This window comes from Klebsiella sp. GG_Kp146 (assembly GCF_040061975.1).
GTDB classification, from domain to species: Bacteria; Pseudomonadota; Gammaproteobacteria; order Enterobacterales; family Enterobacteriaceae; genus Klebsiella; species Klebsiella quasipneumoniae.
In genome coordinates, this window is the sequence record NZ_JBEAHA010000009.1 from 106263 (window position 1) to 127067 (window position 20805).

Consider the following 20805-nt stretch of genomic DNA (forward strand, 5'->3'; position numbering starts at 1 on the left):
TAGAACCAAGAAGCTTTTTGTCATAGTATAAACGAAGAACATTTTTAAAACGGCCTGTTGGGAGCATTTTCAGGTTATGCGCAGCAAAAAGAGAATTTATATTTATGACAGTAAACTTAACTATCCCTGCTTTGCCTTTTTCTCTGCTTTCATTTTGTGATAAACAGCCCAACTCAAAGCGTCCAGTTTTTTCAACCCAGATTTGTCATATAGGTAGATCCCATTATTACAGGCATGTTCTTCTTCGACTTTCTTTTTGAGTTGGTCTAACTCGTAGTAAGTGAGTGTAGACAGTTTAACGCGGTTCCAACTAAAGTTACGAATATGAGCGCTCATTTGCCTGTCCCTTTCACTACGTGAATTTTATTATTGTTACCACCAGGATAGCAATTTCGAGTCTTAAATCAACCCCTATTAATATTTTATACGTCATACCATCCATAATCACTGGAGAACTACAGCGAGAATATGATAATCAGAACAGTAACAGCGTGAATATTTTTACTCTGATGGTAATAAGGGGTCATTATAAACAACCTGAGCAGCAACGTTTGCAAAGAATGCCTCCTTTGTGTGACTGTTGAGTGCCCGAGCGAAGGTATTGTTGAGCACCCCTGCATCACTGCCGTCAACAATATAAAGTGCAATTTTTGTAGCAAGCCGTGCCTTGGCCTCTTTTAACTGCATATCACGGCAGGCCCTGGGAATGTACTCCACGATCTGGGCAATAGACTTTTCAGTTTGATTAAACATTAAAAATATCCTCGGTATGTGTGATAGCAACGATGGCATTCCGGAAAAAATTTATCCTGCACTAAAACAGGTATCGGCCCTGCACATAAGATTCACATGCAAGGTGGGGCAAAAAAATTTCGCTAGATTAATAGATTCAATGACTCCCTGGCGCAACCGGTAAAAACATATAAAAAGTTACTTTCCAGTTAGTCAGACGACACGGCAGTTATAAATCACTTTCCAGTCGTGATAGTCTTTCCCGTCATTAAGAGGACTGAGTTTAACGACATTCTCTGCCACCCCATTAATTACCAGCACACGTTCAATTCCGGAAAACCAGTCGTCGTCAGAGTTCAACGGGAACCAGAGATTATGATTAGCACCACTGAGAAGCTCATTATTACAGAAATGAATCCCTCTACCGATTTTTGTAACACAGCCGGTGACAATAACTTCATGTCGACCGCCATTATCGGTGGCTGGTAAATCCGGCTGAACTGAATTACACCCGTGTTCTTTGCCCATTTCCGACTCCTTGTTTTTCTATACTACCCATAACATTTAGACCTCGGCCCGATAGGTTGAGAGTCCTTAGTAAGGAGTTGTTACCAGTCCCACGCCAGCAGACCATCTACGATTTCTGCGTCACGGTCAAAATGAACACATTCGTACCCTGCTTTAAGTACTTTTTCGATATTTTCAATTGTAGGCCATGAGATACCATCATCACGTAAAAGCTGTTTCCACCCCGGATTTTCAACGCTGGTCCGAATAATAAAACCATATTCGTTTACGTGAATCCAGCTACGTCCACTATCTGTACGTGGATTATAACTGGCATCCGTTAATAACTCGGTATCTTCTTTAGCAATGTGCGCGGTGCTGATAACAGCGGTGGTGTAGCTTTCTTTAATTTCAATAGTCATGTCAGGTTACCTTAACAATTAGTCTTGTATGTTTAAATAAGTGGGTGTATTTTTCAGACTCTGGATGGTAGAGCGTCAGGGTATCGACTAGCCATAATCTCATTAATTTTTTCAACGAGGTCAGGGCGTGTGAAAGTCACATGAGCTGAACCTTTCCAGAAGGATTTAATAGTGAACCACTCACAGCTAAATACACCTTCTAACGTATAGCTGTTTAGGCTAATAAAATCCCTGTACTGGCTTCCTTCAGCAACCCGGGAATCTGGCACGTTTTTCTTGTCGAGCAGGCAAAAAGCACGAGCGAGATCGTTAATCCAGTTCTGAGCATTAGACCTGACCGAAGCATATCGGGTTCGTGATACATTAATGGACAATACACCTTCTAGGATAATTTTCTTGCTCAGACGGCAGGGATTATTTGTTTTGTAGTCCCAGGACAGATTACGGAAAACATCAATAATACCAGTAACAAAAGTCTCATTTTTCGAGGCATGAAGATGCTGAAACGTACTGATGACATTGTCCAAGGTGACCTCAGGGCATTCTTCGCTGTATAGCTGGTCATTCCATTTGTCATGTTGCTCACTGCTCATCAACGTAAACATCCCAGTCTGGGTCATCAAGCGTGTCCAGATACTGCTATCAACGCAACGAGCCACCCGACCTCGGACAATCTCTATATCATTTTCTTTATGACAACGCCTGCCGGTCGCAACGATCTCATCCAGCCCCGAGAACCAGTCCTTTTCAGCCGCAGCGGCAAACAGCTGTTCCGCTTCTCTGAGTTTCTCTAAACCTTCCATAAACGCCGCAATCCCAGCTGTGCGTTGAGCAATAATTAAATCAATAGCAACAGAAGGAATAATTTCCCCTGTATTCTCTGATGTGTTTAGCTCAGCAGTCAGTGTATTTTCTACGGACATATAAAACTCCCGGGTAGATAAGGCTAGTATTCAAAGTGTTGTTCGATGAAACCAGGATACCTTTTTTTATCACCTCATCAACCCCCTATTTTTAAAATTTTAATAGAAAAGTTACTTTTTTGGAGTGTGAGCGATCAGATTCTAAAATCATGAGATTATGATGCCGCAGTGTTTACGATAAATATAAAAACTGGAGAGCAGAATAAACCTAAAATCACTCAGTGATTATGGTGTTACTTAAAGTTGTATTAACAGACCCTGCGATACAATTTGCAATCTTGAATTTTTTTCTGATTGTATTTCGAGGTAGAATTGTGGATTTATTGGGTATAATTAAAATTGGTGTATCTTTGGGGTGGAAAGCCCCTCAATAAAATCGGAGCTTTTTGAATTAATTCAGATGCAAATCTTAGAACCTAATTGAGGAAGCCTGTCGATGAAAAAACTATACTTAGAGAGTCTTTCTGATTCCAAAGTATGTAAAAGCAATGTCTCTGTCCTGAACAGTAGAGCATTATTCGCCCATACATCATGCTGCAATTTATTAACCGCTTCGCCGGTTCGGTATGATTCCATCATAGGTTGTATTTTAACGGGTGCGACTTTGTGATAAGAGGGATGGAGTCTTGGTTTCCATTCATCCAGGCCAATATTTAACCCTATGCATTGCGAAATAAGGTCAAATTCATTGTCCAGAACAATCGTTTTAATATTGTGCTGAACAACACCAATGTTTTCAATAGCCCATTTATATTCCGTTGTAAATTGAGTGATTTGCTTGTCATATTCAAGAAGCAACCCAACCATGGCTTTCCGGTTTTTTAGCATGCCAACATTAAGCCGTTTATTTGGATACGGTCTTCCGCATGAAAGCGCATCACCTTTAATCTCGAATTCCAATTCCGGGATCGTCACTGATTCAAGTTGGCATTTATTTGAAATAATGTGGTATAGCGTTGGAACAAGATGCAGATACATGATTCCCTCCAAAACGTTGCAGATCTAGCAGCTTAGTTTATTCAAGCCAAAACTGGGTTATCGCTACTCGGTCTCCCCTAAGTAGTTTCTTTAAATTAGCCTCGTGAAAAGCCTGGTAATGCTCAATATTCGATTTACAAAAGGCTTCAAGTTCTGGTTCGGTCAATCGAGGTGAATAAATCAGGACTGTCTCGGTTTCATCGTCCGCGAATTGCTCGGTGCCATCTGGATACATGAGCCGTGGAACTCCCCCAATAAGCATTTCTACCTCGGTAATAAATGGGGTCTTATCTTCTCCATGGATATTTAAAAAAACCGCTCTGTCATTCATTGATGTGCTCCTGTAATCAGAAATATAATATTTTGTATTTATCCGGACTGAACCTCACGTTCAGGAACAGCGGCGTATACCCTGGCTCTATGGTGTGTTCATCAAAGAAAAGTCCACGTGCATTATTTTCCCTTATCTTTCTTTTAAGCAGTTTTATAAACTTTGACTTTAAAAATGACTCTTGCGACACTTCCACCTGTGAAATCGGTATGGAATAAATATTTTTCGAGTGCCGGTAACCATCGAAATCATTATAACAAAGGTTTATACTAATTAATTCTGGGCGCAAAGCTCTTACTTTAAATGCTAAATCATATGCAGATTTCTTATCTGACTCTTTGATTTTAATAAATGAAGAATCATGATAATTCTCCGGTAATACCGTAACGATACATCCAGATGTTATATCCCTGATTAGTACGTACCAACCTTCATCCAAGCGACTATAAATCAGTATATGTTTTTTTAATATTCCTGGCTTTGAACCCAAATCGACATATTCCCTTTTGTCGATCATATCAGTGAGTACATGCAGGGGAAGTCGGGAACGCTGCATAAGTCTGAGTCTGGCGTGATCGGTTATTCCTGTGTATACCATATCTCCTCCTTACCTACTGATTTGTGGGAAATTAATTATTCATCCTTGACTGTTAATCACCCCCACCGCATCCTGAATCTGAAGTGTCCGAATTACTGCAATCGGCACCATTGTTAATGATGCTTTCCGCATGATTGTTGCTTGTTGATGAATATATAATCAGTGAAGAATCACTACTATCATTCTGTTTATACCGATGAGTCTGGGGTTGACCCACGATGGGTAATGATTTCTCTTCGTTCTTTATCGTTCCCGGTTCAAAAGTTGCGTTACGGGTAATGAAAAGATACCAGCTAAATGAAAACAACCATGCGATCATCCCGTAATAGAACAACCAAGGCCAGTCACGTAATAAATAGCCTCCGTGATAGGCCAGAAGTAAGATACAGCCCCCACCCAACAGCACCAATTTCCGAAAAAGCATAAGCACCTCCATGCAAAAGTAACTTTTGCGAGTGGGTTTTAAGAATGCAGCATGCTTTTCTGGTCCATAGATTGCCCGGAATGCCCAATATCAATAACCGTCGCCGTAGGGAATGCAATACCGATTACATTATCAATAGCGGCACATCGACTTACAGCACCAATAATCATGTGCAAATCATTAAGAGTTAAGGAAAAATCCAGATTCACGCGCCTGATAGCATCTGCTTGAATAGCCGCATCAGCAGTTTTGTACTTGTTGTGGTTATAGAAGGCCACACAGATACTCTCACCCTCACTAATGTCCTCTGTGAGAGCATCATCGACAATGATACCAACCGATGGCTCAATGCCTGCGCACGTGCAGATAGCCTCTGAGATAGCCATAAGTTTGTTCAGACTGGGATTACAACAGATCTCAATTGATACCGTCGCCCTTGACTTGATAGCTTCAGTTGAGTTTTGGTAGTGTTTCTGACTATAAAATGAAACTGTCATGCTGCTCATAATGTCATTCCGAAAAATTGAGAATCGCTAGGGCTAAAATCTTACTGTGCCCCGGTTACATAACGGATCAATAAAAGTACCTTTTGGTGATACTCGCGGTGATTAAATTTTTAATGAAAAGAACTGAATACGTTCAGTTCAACACCTGAGAAAGAACTATCAAGGACCTCATTTTTGACACGCAGGGTGTCAAAATCTCTATAATCCGGGGGATCAATAGTCCAGCTAATCGGACCTGCAACATTTACAACACCTTCGAGATCGGCACATTTACAGATTGCTTCAATTAGTACAATGATATCGTTGAGACTGGCGTTACATTCAAAATCAACTTTTGTTAACCCGTCAACATTTAATGATTTAGACAGAAATTCTGAAGGCACGACCTTTTGCAACAACACATTTGTGTATGAAAATGCCGGAGGTAATTCCCTTTCAATTTTATTAAAAATGATTCCTACACCGTTGATTGTGTCAGTTCCGGCACAAACCCCGATAGCATCGATAAAATTAACGAGTGCATTCAAACTGGGGTTACAACCTACTTCTACAGTAATTAGCCCCTTGGCCTTGATAGCACTAGATTCATTTGCGTATAGTTTTTTGCTATAAAACGAAAGTGTCATGCTTTCCATATGATTCCTTTTCTGAGTTAACGTGTATCAGCAAAATGGTGTGGCCCAGAATTATGAAAGTCCAGGCCATCACTGGAATTGTTTACTGTCCGGTTGCGTCACCCGTTTGGTCAGCATCTTTTGCTTCTTTTTTCTTCAGTCCAATGTGGCATATAAAATAGGCCACAGCCAGGATCCCGTATACCTGCCAGAACGCCCAATCCGAGAGGAAATAGCCCATATGATAAGACAAAATCAGCAGGCCGATGATGGGCACCAGTAATGCTTCGCGTTTAATGTTCTTCATTTTTACCTCAAAAGTTACTTTTATTGGTTGATGTGCAGTTCGTGTATTGTGTGACTACCCTTCTTTGCTCTCAGTCGCAGTTCACCCCCACAACAAAAAGGACGAATCCATTACTGACATTAAGTCTGTCGAGATTGATCTGATCTGAGGTTAAAGCCCTGAGGTTTGATTCAGACGCATCCAGGGGGTATAGCGGTTGTGTCAAAAGAAGCGCATTGTCATCCGAGCACGTTAACCCGGCAGACATAACAAATGACTGGTAATCCCGACGGATACATTGTCGAACCTCATCGCTATCAAAGTTAAAATAGTCGAGGGATTTTGGACAAAATACTTCGCCTGCAACCTGCTCCAGTACCACAATTTTTTCTGGGAGTATTTTTAGCGGTAACACCGCAGCCTGGAACTGGTTACAACTGTACCCTCCACATTGTTCTTCCCCGAGAAACCAGTCCTGTGAGGGTGAATCAGGGACAGTGATCGTTGAGGCCAGCACCAGAACTGGGTATTCATCATTAGGGCAAAACCAGGGCGCGAAATGTTTTTCTGAAATATCAGAAATATTCCTTCCATACAGAAATGGTTCAATAGTAGGGATCATATACCTTCGCTGCTCCGATATAATTCCTTATTAACTATATAAGGACATAGAATCTTGTGACCGGCACATAGTTTGTTCATAACATCCGTGCAAGACCTGAATACAACAAAATTGTATCCTGAAGCACAAATAAATTTCTTAGTTATGTAGATGAATTACCCTTTGTAGAAAATTTATTTTCCCTGAATGTCAGGTATGCCTGTTTTCCTTCTCATCAGGTATTGATGCACACGACGCGCAGCAGATGAGTAAGATATGTATTCATGTCCACATTGCCTGCATCGACAGACATAGCCGGTACCTTTGGCTTCCTCGACCGAGACGTCTTCCCAACCAGTATAATCGAGCCCTGCTCTGGCCCGGTGCCAGTTCTTTTCGTAGCAAGGTACGCAACGCAGGCTACGTGTTCTCCGACAGCTTCCTCTCCCCCCCATAAGCGTTCTACACCTTCTTTTACTTCCTAATCAACAGGAACAATTATACAGATTTAAACGTTGTGTAAACCCCCAAAGTTAATATTTAGAAATAAAAATCCTTTTAGTTTCATAAACATTCAGTGATTTTAGAATAAAAAGAATGAAGAGACTGAAGCTACAATGTTGAGATGAAATTGTGCTGATGGAAGTAAAACCCGCCAGCACTAATGTGCTGAGTTATGCTTATTTGCCTATTTTACCTATGAGTTGATATCTTCAAATTTCGACAGACCAATTACGTAAATCACGATTGCACACGCTCCAAGGCCCAGTGATTCGCTAATGTCCCGGGTAGAAACAAGATAAACCAGACAAGCGGTAAGCACCTGTGTAACGAGAGCTCCGGCAAAGAACATGAAAACTCCCCGTCTTATTATTGCCAACAGAGCAACCAGGGCTGGTGTTATGATAAAAACGACTAAAGTACCTATAAGCTCGACTACCTCTGGAAAGTTGCTTTTAAGTGAGTAAAGCAACGCCATAAACAGCAATGCGGGAATACCCACAACAAGGGTGTCTTTGAGTGGTAAATGTTTCATGTTATTCATTTTGTTACCTCGCCCGGAAGTTAAACTATCTAAATAATACTCATTATAACCATCCATCTAAAAGCATTTCCCTGACTTCCTGGCAGTAACGGACTGTTTAAGTTATTTCTTTTCCTCACTGAAAGTTTGAAGATCGATTACTGCATCATCGACGCACTGTTTATTTATACAGTATTGATATCTAATGAGTTTATTTCCTATATCCTTCCAAAAAAGTCCCATAGTTCCGAAAAATTATTTCAGCACATTGTAAAATTGTTCAACCTGTGATGAGCAACGACATTCCGGTGCTACATCTGGTGGGTTAGTTTAAAAAAGTTACTTTTGATTGTGATAAGCCTTGAGTGATCAATTGAGGCCAGGACAAGCCAGACGTACAAGTGAAGACTCATTTATGGCCTTCGATGCCTTGCTCAGTCCTATCTCTCATTTATATGTTCGTCCGGATGCACGACGAAATGGGATCAGCTGCTCTGACAGGGCTTATCGCCAAAAGTAACTTTTAGTCCCAGTTAAGTGGTGGAAGGTTGAATCTCTAAAGCGCGCTGTCTGGAAAACTCTGATGAGTTTTAAACAGGACAACGCATCGGGCAAGTATGAAAAGTTACTTTTGAGTAAGGGAGTACCGCCGTACGAGTATCAATACCAATTAAATAACGCTGAATGTTAAGGGTTTAGGCCGGAGACTAGTTCCGCACACATCTGTTATCAGATTTTCTGTTCAGTAGAACAATGATTCTGATCCATTTTGTCATCGCTCATACGTACGAACGATGACTTTTTGCGTTGCGCTAGTGATAGCGGAAACTGTCTTTAGAAGACAGTATGAGTGAAGGGAAGGTGTATATGTAGCTCGCGACAATATATCCAATTGATTTTTATTAATTTAATCATCAATTCATACAATCTGTTTTCTTCCAGAACGTTCCTGGCATTTGCCTTTTTGTCGGGAGTATTTTTGACGAGCAAAGTACGTTAACGTACGAACGATGACAATAGGTCCGGATACACGCATCCGGAAACCTTGAACGTACGAACGATGACGTTTTGATAGTTAGATGGGGTATGCCCCAGGTTTTTTTGCGTCCGAAGGAAGGCAATCAGAAAATGAACGAGTCTCATGGCATCCCTGAACGGTAGGGAAGCGCTTCCCGTGTAGTTTCAGAAATCCAAGTCTCCCTATGTTAGTTGAGCAGTCTCACTCCTCGCTAAAATCCGCGTCTTCAGCCTCTTCATCATTATTCTTGCCGTTTATCTTTTTCATCTTATCGATGGAAACAAGAACTGCAGCAATCTCTTCGCCGGTAAAACCAGCTGCTTTCATCATTTTCAGTTTTTCAAGCAACGGGTCATCCAGGATCGGGTCATTTTGTGCGGGTGCCAGAATAGGTTCCTTTTTCGCACCGAGAGATGGGCTTCTTTTTAGGATATGAAATTTGATGTTTCTACCGACCTTCTCTTCATGGTATTGCAGATAACCTATCTCATGTAGCTCATGAAGTGAGCGCCGTATAATTTCATTCTGAGCGGAGACGCGGGAAGTTAACCGCAGTCGGTCTCGGAATCGTTTCATGCTGATTGGAGCCGGGTTCTTCGGCAAGCTCGCCAGATAGGTATACAACGCCTGTGCAGACTCTTTTCGTTGTAAGCTGTCCAGTGCCTTAAGCCGCAAAAAAACCTTATAATCAATCGCGTAAAGCTCTTTGATGCGGGGGTCACCTTCTATCTCGATCTCATTTGTTTTGATGTTATATCGTGCCCAGTTTATCAGGCCGGTAGTAAGCGTGGAATCTTCGTTTCTGAACTGAAAGGTCACCATTCTTAGCTTAACCATCGAGGCGTCGATACGCGCTTTCATGTGCTTATTCGATCGTGCCGGGTCAAATCCACAGTTTTTGAGGAACGTTGAGAATGGTAATTTTATTCTTCCCGAAACTGAGACATCGTTAAAATCGTGAATCGTCCTGACAATTCCCAGCCAGACTCGAAAATCGGTGTTCATATCCAGCCGGGGGCTAGATAGGGAGATCTCCTTGTACCCTTCACTGGAAGCGACCTCCATATGCTGGAGCTCGTTTGACACGTCCATAGTCACGACTTTATCAATGGAACGTGTTTTGCCAGTAGCCAAGGGAGTCGGGACAAATACCCCTAGTCTTAGCAGCGCAACGGGTTGGACAGTGCCTGTGTTCCCAGGTGCGAAGTGAGTAACTTTGCCTGTTTGTCCTGTCACTTCAAAAGAAAAATCACCCTTCCCACTGATATCTTTAGATATTTCTTGGTTTACTTTCTTCACAGGCTATCCTTGTGCAAACGTACGAACGAGTACCTAATATCATATCAACGATGTTAAAAATACATACAAACGATGACTAATTTCAACCTACCAATGACAAAATCACGTACGAACGGTGTCAAAATCCCGTACGAACGATGTAAAAAAGTGACGATTTTTCTCATATAATCAATGGGATGAAGGAGCGGGGATCCCTTAGGTTTTATTTGGGTTAGATCTTGGATCATATTGGGATCTATTATTGGTTATACCCTGTGGATAACGGTGATAAGTGTCTTGACCCTCCAGGTTGCTCGCAAAACCAGCAAAATAGCTCCTTTCCGGGTATTCACCCCCTGCACCTCCCGAAGCTGGATTCCAGATCGGGATAAACAACGGCAAACAAGCGGAAAAAGACAACGTACGAGCGCTGTCATTTTGTTTTAAAAACTGTTATTTATTAATATGATAAATAAAATGACAATGGCTGTTGTATCTCTGCCGGGCAATGCTGGTGGTAGAATTTTAGAACAGCTAACCGTGAAAATAATCGCCTCTAGGACAAAATGCCCCTGAAACGCCACAGGATTAATCGTAAAATTTTTACGTAGGTAGATACCTTTTTTCTGATAAATGTGTCCAGAGAGCGTTTACGGGCTTCTGAGGGGCTAATTGACTGACGGATTGGCTTGCTGAAAGGTTAGATCTTGTTTGATCCGGAAAGGATCTGCGAAATGTTGGATTAGCGGGCCAAGCGGATCCCTGAAAGCCTAGAGACATTGACCATTTTGAGGACGTTAACCGGAACCGTCCATAGGGGACGAATAGATATTTCTTCGTTCGCTGTCACCGGTTGGAAAGGCGAAGCGCGGCAATCACCTTTCGCTGTTCCACTGCCCTACCGGGGCCGAAATGACGGAAGTTCTGGGCATTCCGATACCTGTATCTACTTAACAGCCGTAGTTTTTTCAGCGAAATTTAAGCCAGTAAACATCGGATATTCTCTACGCCATAATTCCTTATGAATTACTGGATAGTGCTATAATTATTTTCCTTTCTGAATGTGACAGGTATTTTTGTTCTTCGTTTGGAAATATTTAAAATAAGGTGCGACATCATATATAGGCGCACCTCCCTGAATACAAATTATGACCTGATGTTTTTCAGTTCACTACGTGCATCTTCAATATTTCCACGCGCTTCTTCAAACGCTACCCTTAACCATTCCCGGTCAAACCAGTTCCGCACCGGACTATTTTCGTAAATGTGGACCAGTTCGGCATAATGTTGCCCGTAAACTTTTCCTGTAGATTTCCCTCTCACTATGATTTCGAGGTTCTTCAGTACACATTTTCCGTTAAGAATATCCGCTATACACGAATCTTTATATTCATCATCCCAAGTATCAGACGTGTCCCAGAACTCCTCTTCGCTTTCGGTGACAATGATTTCGAAATTGGCTGTTGCTCGTGACATAACAAGCTCGCCTTCACAGGCTGGAGTCATGCTTTCATGAATTTTATAACCGTCGTTTTCAAGCGTGTTACAAATCTGCTCAATACTTTCCCTTATGCTCTCCAGAACGTCATTAAAGCGGACTTCATATTCGATGTTGTCAGGGTAATTTTCTAACAGGGTCCGAATTGTATTGGCATGCGAATATCGGTAGCCATAACCGTTGCGCTCAAGGATGAGTGTAGTGCCACTGCCTTTTATTACTTCGGCAACCTCTTCTGCTAGTTTTTCAGAGATGTGGTTATCTTTCAGCAGACCAGACAGTAAGGTCAAAATTTCTTTGTCATGCAGCACACCGTAAAATGCCACTCCATCTCCCTGGCAGTAACGTAATGAATAGTCCAGTTCCAGATCGGCAGGCCAACCATGACCCAGCAGAGTGTTTTGACAGTGACGGTTAAACAGATTGTTAAAAGCGTTCATTGCGGATTCTCCAGCAGTTAAGGATAGTGTGCGGCTTGACCTGTGCTGGTGGATTGAACGAAATTTAAATTGCAGGGGGTTAAAATGGAGAAAAGTGGATCTTGATGATTTACTCGTAACCGTATTTCGTGGCGGCTTTTACGGCTGCATCATACAATTCCTCTTTAGCCATTTTTTCTTCTCCGCCACAATCAAGTGTCACGGTCCTGAAACTGAAACTTGTGAGGTCTGGCTCATTACGCGATTTTAACTTGCAAGATAAATATTCTTTCCCTATTGGTACCAGGCCCATGTTTCTGTCCTGCCAGCTGGAATAAGACACGTACGATGCAGCGATAACGCTAAAGAATACGAGAAATGTCCATTCTTTCCGGTTTAACAGGTACTTACGGAAAATTGCTCCGGCGATGGTCATCACCGGCATAATCCACACAACAATACTGGTTAAAACAAAGAACTGGCTAAACATTAAGCCCCCCTAATACCACCTTTCGTTAATTCCTGCTGGCGGTTTGAATTTATCACCGGACGTATGTTTCCTTACGGAACTGTCCTCCTTAAGGATAAACATCATTGCCAACTCTTTATTATCAAAACTGTGCCTGGTGACCGTATGTACCGGCTCTTCGATATTGCTCAATGAAATGGTTCCGTCCGATCCTTGTGGACAGATATCGAACCAGTGGTGAATTCGATATATTTCCCCATCACATTTCAGCACCGGGAGTGGGCCTTCTGACAGAGACTTGGGCAGTTTGACTTCGAATACATCAACGGCTTCCTGTTCCTGTAGATGAGACGAGCCCAGTAGTTCATCGATGATAAACTCGCCATTATCGTCTTTGAGGTTATCTGCAATATAAATCCGGCGATGTACCCCACGTTCAGCTTCCTCAATGACGAAAAATAACCGGTTTTCTATCAGTTGGAGCTGACTGTAGGCACTGTAAGACAGAGAACCATATTTCACGCTATCCATTTCAACATTACGATCGGCACAGAACATCCCGATCTCGGGAGTTCTATTCGTCATGCCCAATGCCAGCCGGTTTCCCCGAGTTTCAAGCCGTTCGAGTTTTCCTTCCGGGTGCGCAAAGCGTGAAACATACTCCTGAAAAAGTTCCTTTTTCAGGGATTCGCTGGCGTTGTGATAAAAATACCCTACGGCCTCACTCTCTGTAGTGACGTAGATACACTGCCAGTATCCCCGGTCAATGTAGATACCAACCGGTATCATCAATCTCGGCTGCTGCACCTGGTCCCCGGTTTTGCGGTAATCATTAATTTCGCAGTAGGCCGTCATCCATTCACGTACCCCGGCCTCAAATTCAGCGGGGTTAGCCGGAGACAGTTTTCTCAGGTCCTCTTTCCCTGTCGCAATGTATTCAAAAGCTCTTTGTTTTTCGTTGAAGCTGGAGAACACTGATTTCAGCCCTTTCCACTCATTGGCCTCCGGCCATTCATAGAGGGTTGTTTCGCATACGCTATTTTTGCTTAGCAAAACAGGCTTGCTGGAATCGAGGTTCAACCCTTTTGCCGACATTTTAAAGGTCAGCAGCATGGCCCACTTATGTTTTTCCACGCGATCGTCACGTTCCTCGGCTGTAGGGGTAATATACAAAGCCAGTCTGGCATTAGTCGTGACTATCAGACGTAAGGGTTTGCTACCCCGGGAGATGGCCATCTCGACTGCGGCCTCTTTATGGCTCAAACCGCGCCAGGCGATCAGGTCCATCATGCCAAGCAATGCCTTCCAGCTTTTCTCGTTTTCAATTCCTTCGCTAAGCGGCTGACCTTTTTTATCTGCCCGGTAAGTGATAACTGTCTTGTCGACGATTTCAGCACGGTTGGCTTTAGTGCCTATGTTGCCATCCACCAGCGCTCTGAGGAGCTTTTGTCGATAGGGCATCTCCTGCTCTTCTTCCGCTCTGAGAACGGCTGAAAGGCGTTTGAAGAGCTTTATGTAGTACATAAAATTCTTACGACTTGGGCGGCTGTGGATGTAATAGTCCAGATCATCGGCTTTTACCGCATCCAGACAGAGGAATCCTACACTGTTGGCGTCATCCCACGGATCATGCACAAAATTCGAGAGGGATACTTTCGCATTAAATTCGCGTACATCATTACGCCGGTTACGCCGGTAGATATCTTTTTTGACCGGTACCTCCACGCAAATCTCATTGTTGCGGGTACAGGCCACCGCCATTCCCTCATCATTGATGAAATCGGCGGTAAAATAATAGGATCGGTAACTGGAACCAGTGTCGACTTTCACAACACCCGGCGCGGTATTTGGTGTACAAACCGCTCTCCACTCACAAAACACCCTTGAACCTGAGCGCAAATGGCTATTGGCCTGGGTTATATATTCCTCAATAGAGGGACGCACTTTCGCATCAGGGTCGTCCAGAAGACCCGTACCATCATGGTCATGAATAAATCGACAATACTTCTCCTGGAACGCCATAGAGACGAAACTAAAGCGGTCCTGAGGGTCGTAGAACTCGCCAAAGAGCTTAAGTCGGTGGTCGAGCCCACAGCACAGGATAAGGAACCGATAATAGTGCAGAGCAACCATCTCATGGGCTCTAAGCTTATCGGTGTAGGACACGTCATTGAACGTAACCTGCGAACCGTCAACGCCACGAAAGATATTTCCCTGTTCATCGGTGGTCGGGAAAAGCGTATGAGTGCCGAGGTGAGATTCTACTCCGGAGTACACCTGGAACAACCGTTCACCGTCCCGAACCATCAGGAAAACGGTCTGGTTTTTTGCATTAAGCTCCCAGTTAGCCCAGCGGTCCTGATAATCAATATACCGCCTGGTCGTGGTCATACATACCACGCAGCGCTGTGACGGGAAGATCTGCTCCACCAGCCCAGGATGGTTGTTTAAAGCCTGGAAAAAAAGTGGCAGCTTTTCAAAATCAAACCATTCTCCGATATCGAGAAAAACGGCCGTTTCTTCGTCGACGGCCAGCTTGCGCTGTACGAACGTTAAGGGAATGTGTGCCGGTGCTGAATCACCCTCTTTGATAGTGTTCACCACCACATCTTTTCCGATGTAGAGGTCGAGGGATTTAATACCATCCATCAGCTTGTTAAGCGTTTCCCGGCTTTCTTCCGCGACAGCAAGTTGAGCTGCTGCTGATTCTTCCAGATAGGGTGTGATAGCCTGAACCGCCCTCGAAATCGCAGAATTTTTTTCTTTAATCCAGTCGATTTGAGCCTGTGCGATTTCATGTCTGAACTCTACGACCTGCTGCAGCTGCGCTATCTTTGTTTCGTCGATACCAGATGACAGAGCGGAGCCAAGAGTGGTTATTTCGGTAGACGGCGAGTGACGCGTAAGCATGGGCAGCTGTTTTTTATCATTACCTGCAGCTGATGAACTAGCCTTCTTAGCTTCTACGCGCGAGAGTAATTCAGTTCGCAGAGCATCAGGATCAGCCATGGTTTCGGTCATTTGCTGAGTAAGCTGGCTCACACGGTTCTGAGCAGCCATAAGTTCGTGGCTACGGATATCCTGTCCGTCATCTGCAAATTCAAACTTGTCCAGAAAGTCGTTGAACAGAAAGCGATGCTCTTTGAACGATTTTGCTGTGCTGCAGCTGCGACCAGCTGCATCGGTATATTTGTAAACAAAGTCCTTATTGAATTTTGATGGGTGGGTGCGGAGGATCACAGTGTGCAGAGCATTATCGACCCAGCGGAGCGACTCAATCAGTAGCACTTCATCCTGTTCAATACGTTCTTCAGGAATAGCGTGCTTAGCACGCCAGTATTGTCCACCCTGGAGAGAATGGAATTTCTGAAGGCGCTCTGGTTGCTGTTCGTGTGGGATAATGTCAGGCATAAAGCCATCTCCTGTGATTGTTCACTCCGCTACAGGCAGAATGAATAATGAGTTTTTTACCTAAAACGGCCGCTACGCGAATAACTCACCGTTATCAATAATCGGGTTCATCTCAAATCCCGGAAATTCTGAGAAAAAACCGGTGGACGAAATTCGTAACCATTCGAGAATACTATCAAAACACATCCACCTGCGGTTGAGCCGTTCGGCGGCAAGGCCTGTTTTGAGAGACCCGGCGAAAGGATCAACGACAAGTTCGTTTTCGTCTGTCAGGAACCGAATGAAAAAGTCAGGGATGGCCGTCGGGAACATTGCCCCATGTGCCGGCAGCCCTAAGCGCTTAGCCTCCTGATGAAACCGGCGAGTGTCTGCACATGCATGCCCTCTGATAATCACATTTTTAGGGATAGCCCCGTTTGTGTTGTGAGAAAAGGCCCCGGGTTTCAGGGTATGAGCACCGTCACCGTACATGGCCGTACGCATCTCTCCGCCCTGGGCGATCAATGCGCTATGCCTCTCAGTATGGGGCTGCAACACACGCTGGTTGCAGGAGCGGACAGCATCAGGATTATTGGTCAGCCAGAAAATCATTTCATGGCCTGCCAGCAGGTGGATTTTTTTGCGGCAAGCCCAATATGTCGGCGAAGGTGCCTTACTCATATTGACCCATGGCACCCGGTCCATAAGGTAGAGGTCAAGCTTCTCGCACAAAGACAGTAACAGTCGCTCCGGATAGAGAGAACGTGAAGGCTGACCCGGATTAAAAATGTCCTGACCGATATTCAGTACGAGAGAACCACCGTCGACCAGCTGGCGTGCAATCGGGCGAATAGCGTCTACGATGAAATCAATATAGTCACTGTCGGTTTTGAAGGCGGCGGCATAATCACGCTGCTTTCTTAGCGGATATGGCGGAGACGTCAGGCAAAGATGAACCGGTTCTGTATTTCCTGGTAGAGCCATCGTAGAGTTACCAAAAATAGCTACCCCAAGGTCCGTACTGAATGCCACTAGACGTGCCCCTTCCCGCGCTTCGGAAAGTCCGGATTTGTTTTTCCTGCAGTGACGCCATAGAGAACGGCCAGAGCTTAAACGTTCGATGACGTTCATGGATTTTAGTGTTTGTTGAAACCAGCGAATACGGTGTTTAATTTTATTATGGGCAACACCCGCCGTACCGAATTTTTCTTTTGTATTGAACGCATCATCTGAAATAGCAAGGCGAGACTGAACCTCCCGATACAACTCATCATTAGTGAGTTCGCGGTCAGATTCAGAATAAATAGCTTCGATTAAATCCATGTTCAGACGTGACATAAAAGACTCCGGTAAATTTCACAAACCCATTATCTCACATTTAGATCTGTACGCCAGGGGTAGATTATAAAAAAGGAAAATTTATTGTGTGTTGTTGATGACACCAACATAAACATTAACTGTTTATGGTTGGTTTGCATTCATATTTTGATAAAACTATTTACTTCTGATTGTATTGACTGAAGGAGCTCTGGTTATGGTTACGAGCCCCTCCTGAATTCAGGGGGCCCGATAGTCTCTTTCGATTCCAGTAGATAAATTATCGGGTGGAAATTTGCGGTAATGTCAGACTCAAAAAGTTTAATAAAACATCTTGAGATTCTTCCATAACTTCGCGGGCGACTTCATGAGACATCCGACCATTTTGAAATTTAACATTATCACTGGATAAGATTTTTTCCGCCCATTCAATATTATTAACAGCAAAACAGCTTTCGTCAGATAACAGGAATAAAAAAACATCCATGCTTGATAAACTCTCTCTGACCCAGAAAAGTTGTGTTCATAAACGTCACCCTTTAAATGAATTTAATTGCTGACAGCGTTAATTCGCTCTTCCGGTGTATCCCCAAGTTCAAGTATCTGTCCGGCCCCATTGAGGAGCATTTTATTTCCATGCATGGTTGTAACAATGGCTCTCCAGGCATCCCCTCCATTCTCCCCCCAGTACTGCAAGCCTGCCTGTTCCAGGTCATCTCCGCTGGAAAAAAACCGGGCACCCGGTAACTTGTCAGTATCCAGATCCACTGAAAAGTCGGACTGAATACAAATGCCGTTTTGTGTCATGAAGTACAGGCTGCGTACGGCTTTTTGTTCTGAGAGAATAGAGCTCCCGTCTGAAAGCAGCTGGTGGGTGGTGACTACAACGGTATACACGTTGCGACAAAGAGGCGTCGCAGCCATGAGAAGGACCATGGCGTCTGCAACAGCATAGAGACCAAGGAGTTGCGACAAAATATCACGCTGAGAGGGAAACGAAAACGACAGAACATCGTAACCACAGGTACGGTCTTCCGAGGTACCGGAATTGCGGAGGATTTCTTGAAGTACCTTACTGCCACTGGATTGCGGATCAATCCACGAATCCTTCTTCTGACTGTTTAAAGCAGATTTCCAATTTTGAGGAGCCATACCGTTAAAAGTGAAGGTGATTTTTACGCTGTTTTCTGATGGCATATCGCCCCCCCTGATTGCTGGTGCCGTAGTTTAATTAAGTGAATTGAATGCGGGGCCAGAGTAGTCAGTCGTAATCTCAGACGCCATATCCTTAGATAAGGATTCTTTTAATACGTTTATATACTTCTCGATTTTGTCGTCAGAAAGTGAGTTTATATCGATACCGACCCCATTTGGAGCCAAGTATTTCTCATTGAAATGCATGAACTCTTCCCGGTTAGAGGGAATATCTCCTGAACTGATAATTACAAAATCCTCAGTAATTTGTTTTACAACTGTTTTGCCATCTACAACTTCAACGAGGAAAACGTCCTGGTCCTTGACTGAAACGGCTTTGCTGATGTCTGAGATTGCCATAATTAATCCTTGAACATTTATTTTCGAGTTAAATAAGTACATCACCATAAAAACAATAAGTAGCATGAGTATATTATCGCATTAAAAATGGCATTGCCAGGTGTAGATTTGTTTCGCTGTTATATATAAACCCATTCAATCTTTATGGTGTTTTTAATAGTTGAAACCATTTAGGGGAGTGAAACTGAACACCCTATGAAACCGAATGCCCAGCTCATCAACCATACAGATTCAATAATTAGGTAAAATATTTTGACTGTGATGCTCCAGTAACGCATTGAGCTCTTTACTGCGTAAACAGACGATACGATACAGATTTTGTCTCTCAGGTTCGTCCATAGACCGGTAGATCGAGATCAGAAGCTCTGAATCAGTCTTATCGAATGGATTAACCGTATCAGGCGATTGTTCCTGGTTCTCTTGCGGTTCATTAAGCTCGATGAGAGTATCCAGCGCCTGACATTGTTCAAGCTTGAGCCTGAAGCTTCTTTCCAGAGTAGTGATTTCTTCATCTGGAAGCTTCTGCAGTTCTTTAGCCAGACCGTCACAATTAGCCTTCAACGAATCCTCTTCTCCGGATACAAAGCCGCGTATCCATTCCGTTGACACACCAATAGCACTAGCGATGTTATATAAGTCCGATTCGCGGGCAAGGCCGGTGTGAAACCATGATTCGACATCAGCAGAATCGACACCCGCGATCACCGCAACTTTATCCGCGTCCAAATTATAGTCCATCATAATATGAATCAGATTGAGAGGTTTGAAAGAGACCTTTCTGTCCAGGCCTGAAGAAACATAATGAGCTAAAGCAAGACGTTGTGCAGTTTCAGCAGGATCAGGTGAGAGGTATTCATAGTTCACCGATGCTTTGTCCATAGGCCCACCACGAAGCTGGTCGAGGAAAATCTTATTTACTCCCGGCGTAGGAGCCAAAATGCTGCACTCTTTGCCCTGGTCTTTTTTATCACAACCCTTCTCATTCTTACCTGCATCATTATTCTGAGGGGACTTGCTGTGTTCATAAGCCATGATTTTTCTCTATGTAATTTTGAGTGTTAACTATCACTGAATTTTCTATCCAGTGGTGAGACTATCAGATTCAAAATGAGCTTTTCCCGTTTGGCACCATTAAACGCCGTTACAGACAATTTATATTTTGAAAGTTACTTTCTCTGACTGTTAAGGGCAGAAAGTCCCCTCATTTTCTGAAGTGCTGCACACTTGATAGTGCGTCAGCTGCTGGCTATAAATCCTGGCGTCGATAACATGTTGCCCGTCATCACACATCAGAACGACGATGGGATAACCAAGGCCGCTTACTTCGGGTCCTTGCTGGTCAATGAACGTACACTGGGTAAAGTCCCTGGAGCCGGACGATACTTCCTCAATTCCAACCGCTACAGAGGTTTCAAGGGAATGGAAAGCCAGACAAATAACCAGGGCGCTGACTGTTAAAGTCAGAGCGAGTGGACTACGTCTGCACCATGCTAAAACAAACCCACAGGTAATAAAAAACGCAATCAGAATAAGGGCGAGGTAGTAAATTTTCTCTAACATTTTAATCTAATGACCGTTCTATGATTAATGTCAGTCAGCACAAAGCTGGTGGCGTCTCATCTGACGATTGGCTATACGTTGTTTGATCCGTACCCGGGCTTCTGCTCTTTCATCTATGCAGAGCATCTGTCCTATCAACATAAGATGCCTTTCTCCGCGCTCCTCATCCGTGAGAAAATCGATCGGAGTACCCGAATAATCAGGCGGCAACGGCTTTGCATCCTCCCAGCGTGATATCGCTATAGCCGAAAGGCTATCAAGACGGGTTTGTACGCATTCCCGACCAAGAGACTTGAACAGTTCGATCGCCCGTACCTCGTCCAGAGTACTTTCCGTTTCTGGCTGTTTCATCATAA

Annotated in this window: 25 protein-coding genes; all 25 read right to left on the reverse strand. The window is 43.7% G+C overall.

The features are described from left to right. Nucleotides 1–120: 120 nt before the first annotated feature. Complete coding sequence (locus ABLU95_RS11060; protein ID WP_348879525.1) at nucleotides 121–336, reverse strand: hypothetical protein; 216 nt, start codon at nucleotides 334–336, stop codon at nucleotides 121–123. A gap of 165 nt (nucleotides 337–501) precedes the next feature. After that, complete coding sequence (locus tag ABLU95_RS11065) at nucleotides 502–753, reverse strand: hypothetical protein (RefSeq protein WP_042928361.1); 252 nt, start codon at nucleotides 751–753, stop codon at nucleotides 502–504. Nucleotides 754–945: 192 nt separating this feature from the next. Then, a complete protein-coding gene (locus ABLU95_RS11070) occupies nucleotides 946–1260 on the reverse strand; it encodes a hypothetical protein (protein ID WP_348879528.1) in 315 nt (104 codons plus the stop codon). 80 nt (nucleotides 1261–1340) lie between these two features. Next, nucleotides 1341–1661 carry a hypothetical protein gene (locus tag ABLU95_RS11075; RefSeq protein ID WP_348879530.1) on the reverse strand — a complete coding sequence of 107 codons (321 nt, stop codon included), beginning with the start codon at nucleotides 1659–1661 and terminating at the stop codon, nucleotides 1341–1343. 53 nt (nucleotides 1662–1714) lie between these two features. Next, complete coding sequence (locus ABLU95_RS11080; RefSeq protein ID WP_348879532.1) at nucleotides 1715–2584, reverse strand: DUF4942 domain-containing protein; 870 nt, start codon at nucleotides 2582–2584, stop codon at nucleotides 1715–1717. Nucleotides 2585–2980: 396 nt separating this feature from the next. Then, a complete protein-coding gene (locus tag ABLU95_RS11085; RefSeq protein ID WP_348879534.1) occupies nucleotides 2981–3562 on the reverse strand; it encodes a DUF6012 family protein in 582 nt (193 codons plus the stop codon). A 37-nt stretch (nucleotides 3563–3599) separates the two neighbouring features. Beyond that, nucleotides 3600–3893: a hypothetical protein gene (locus tag ABLU95_RS11090; RefSeq protein ID WP_042928358.1), complete on the reverse strand. Its 294-nt coding sequence runs from the start codon at nucleotides 3891–3893 to the stop codon at nucleotides 3600–3602. Between the two features lie 16 nt (nucleotides 3894–3909). Then, nucleotides 3910–4491, reverse strand: coding sequence for a hypothetical protein (locus ABLU95_RS11095; RefSeq protein ID WP_200795703.1), 582 nt, complete (start codon nucleotides 4489–4491; stop codon nucleotides 3910–3912). Between the two features lie 52 nt (nucleotides 4492–4543). Beyond that, nucleotides 4544–4915: a hypothetical protein gene (locus ABLU95_RS11100; protein WP_348879536.1), complete on the reverse strand. Its 372-nt coding sequence runs from the start codon at nucleotides 4913–4915 to the stop codon at nucleotides 4544–4546. Nucleotides 4916–4953: 38 nt separating this feature from the next. After that, entirely contained in the window at nucleotides 4954–5421 is a 468-nt protein-coding gene (locus ABLU95_RS11105) for a hypothetical protein (protein WP_069476703.1), read from the reverse strand. Between the two features lie 110 nt (nucleotides 5422–5531). Next, the gene (locus ABLU95_RS11110) at nucleotides 5532–6056 is read right to left on the reverse strand and encodes a hypothetical protein (RefSeq protein WP_348879538.1); all 525 of its coding nucleotides are present in this window, start codon (nucleotides 6054–6056) and stop codon (nucleotides 5532–5534) included. An 82-nt stretch (nucleotides 6057–6138) separates the two neighbouring features. Beyond that, nucleotides 6139–6342, reverse strand: coding sequence for a hypothetical protein (locus tag ABLU95_RS11115; RefSeq protein ID WP_009654220.1), 204 nt, complete (start codon nucleotides 6340–6342; stop codon nucleotides 6139–6141). 70 nt (nucleotides 6343–6412) lie between these two features. Continuing rightward, nucleotides 6413–6943, reverse strand: a complete 531-nt coding sequence (locus ABLU95_RS11120) for a hypothetical protein (RefSeq protein WP_348879540.1) — start codon at nucleotides 6941–6943, stop codon at nucleotides 6413–6415. 676 nt (nucleotides 6944–7619) lie between these two features. Next, entirely contained in the window at nucleotides 7620–8024 is a 405-nt protein-coding gene (locus ABLU95_RS11125) for a hypothetical protein (protein WP_069476705.1), read from the reverse strand. A 1141-nt stretch (nucleotides 8025–9165) separates the two neighbouring features. Then, nucleotides 9166–10263: a RepB family plasmid replication initiator protein gene (locus ABLU95_RS11130; RefSeq protein ID WP_009654211.1), complete on the reverse strand. Its 1098-nt coding sequence runs from the start codon at nucleotides 10261–10263 to the stop codon at nucleotides 9166–9168. Between the two features lie 1125 nt (nucleotides 10264–11388). Beyond that, nucleotides 11389–12180, reverse strand: a complete 792-nt coding sequence (locus ABLU95_RS11135; protein ID WP_348879543.1) for an NgrC — start codon at nucleotides 12178–12180, stop codon at nucleotides 11389–11391. A 109-nt stretch (nucleotides 12181–12289) separates the two neighbouring features. Next, a complete protein-coding gene (locus ABLU95_RS11140; RefSeq protein WP_348879546.1) occupies nucleotides 12290–12649 on the reverse strand; it encodes a hypothetical protein in 360 nt (119 codons plus the stop codon). Nucleotides 12650–12658: 9 nt separating this feature from the next. Then, nucleotides 12659–16039, reverse strand: coding sequence for a hypothetical protein (locus tag ABLU95_RS11145; RefSeq protein ID WP_348879548.1), 3381 nt, complete (start codon nucleotides 16037–16039; stop codon nucleotides 12659–12661). A 72-nt stretch (nucleotides 16040–16111) separates the two neighbouring features. After that, on the reverse strand, nucleotides 16112–17356 hold the full coding sequence (locus ABLU95_RS11150; RefSeq protein ID WP_348879549.1) for a DNA methyltransferase: 1245 nt from the start codon (nucleotides 17354–17356) through the stop codon (nucleotides 16112–16114). Between the two features lie 259 nt (nucleotides 17357–17615). Beyond that, nucleotides 17616–17822, reverse strand: coding sequence for a hypothetical protein (locus ABLU95_RS11155; protein WP_348879550.1), 207 nt, complete (start codon nucleotides 17820–17822; stop codon nucleotides 17616–17618). Between the two features lie 62 nt (nucleotides 17823–17884). Further along, nucleotides 17885–18532, reverse strand: a complete 648-nt coding sequence (locus tag ABLU95_RS11160) for a hypothetical protein (RefSeq protein WP_064371301.1) — start codon at nucleotides 18530–18532, stop codon at nucleotides 17885–17887. Nucleotides 18533–18562: 30 nt separating this feature from the next. Next, nucleotides 18563–18889 carry a hypothetical protein gene (locus tag ABLU95_RS11165; RefSeq protein ID WP_348879552.1) on the reverse strand — a complete coding sequence of 109 codons (327 nt, stop codon included), beginning with the start codon at nucleotides 18887–18889 and terminating at the stop codon, nucleotides 18563–18565. A gap of 231 nt (nucleotides 18890–19120) precedes the next feature. Further along, nucleotides 19121–19921 carry a hypothetical protein gene (locus ABLU95_RS11170; RefSeq protein WP_348879554.1) on the reverse strand — a complete coding sequence of 267 codons (801 nt, stop codon included), beginning with the start codon at nucleotides 19919–19921 and terminating at the stop codon, nucleotides 19121–19123. A 150-nt stretch (nucleotides 19922–20071) separates the two neighbouring features. After that, nucleotides 20072–20449, reverse strand: coding sequence for a hypothetical protein (locus ABLU95_RS11175; RefSeq protein ID WP_085551599.1), 378 nt, complete (start codon nucleotides 20447–20449; stop codon nucleotides 20072–20074). A gap of 30 nt (nucleotides 20450–20479) precedes the next feature. Then, the gene (locus ABLU95_RS11180; RefSeq protein WP_064371305.1) at nucleotides 20480–20800 is read right to left on the reverse strand and encodes a hypothetical protein; all 321 of its coding nucleotides are present in this window, start codon (nucleotides 20798–20800) and stop codon (nucleotides 20480–20482) included. Between the last annotated feature and the right edge of the window lie 5 nt (nucleotides 20801–20805).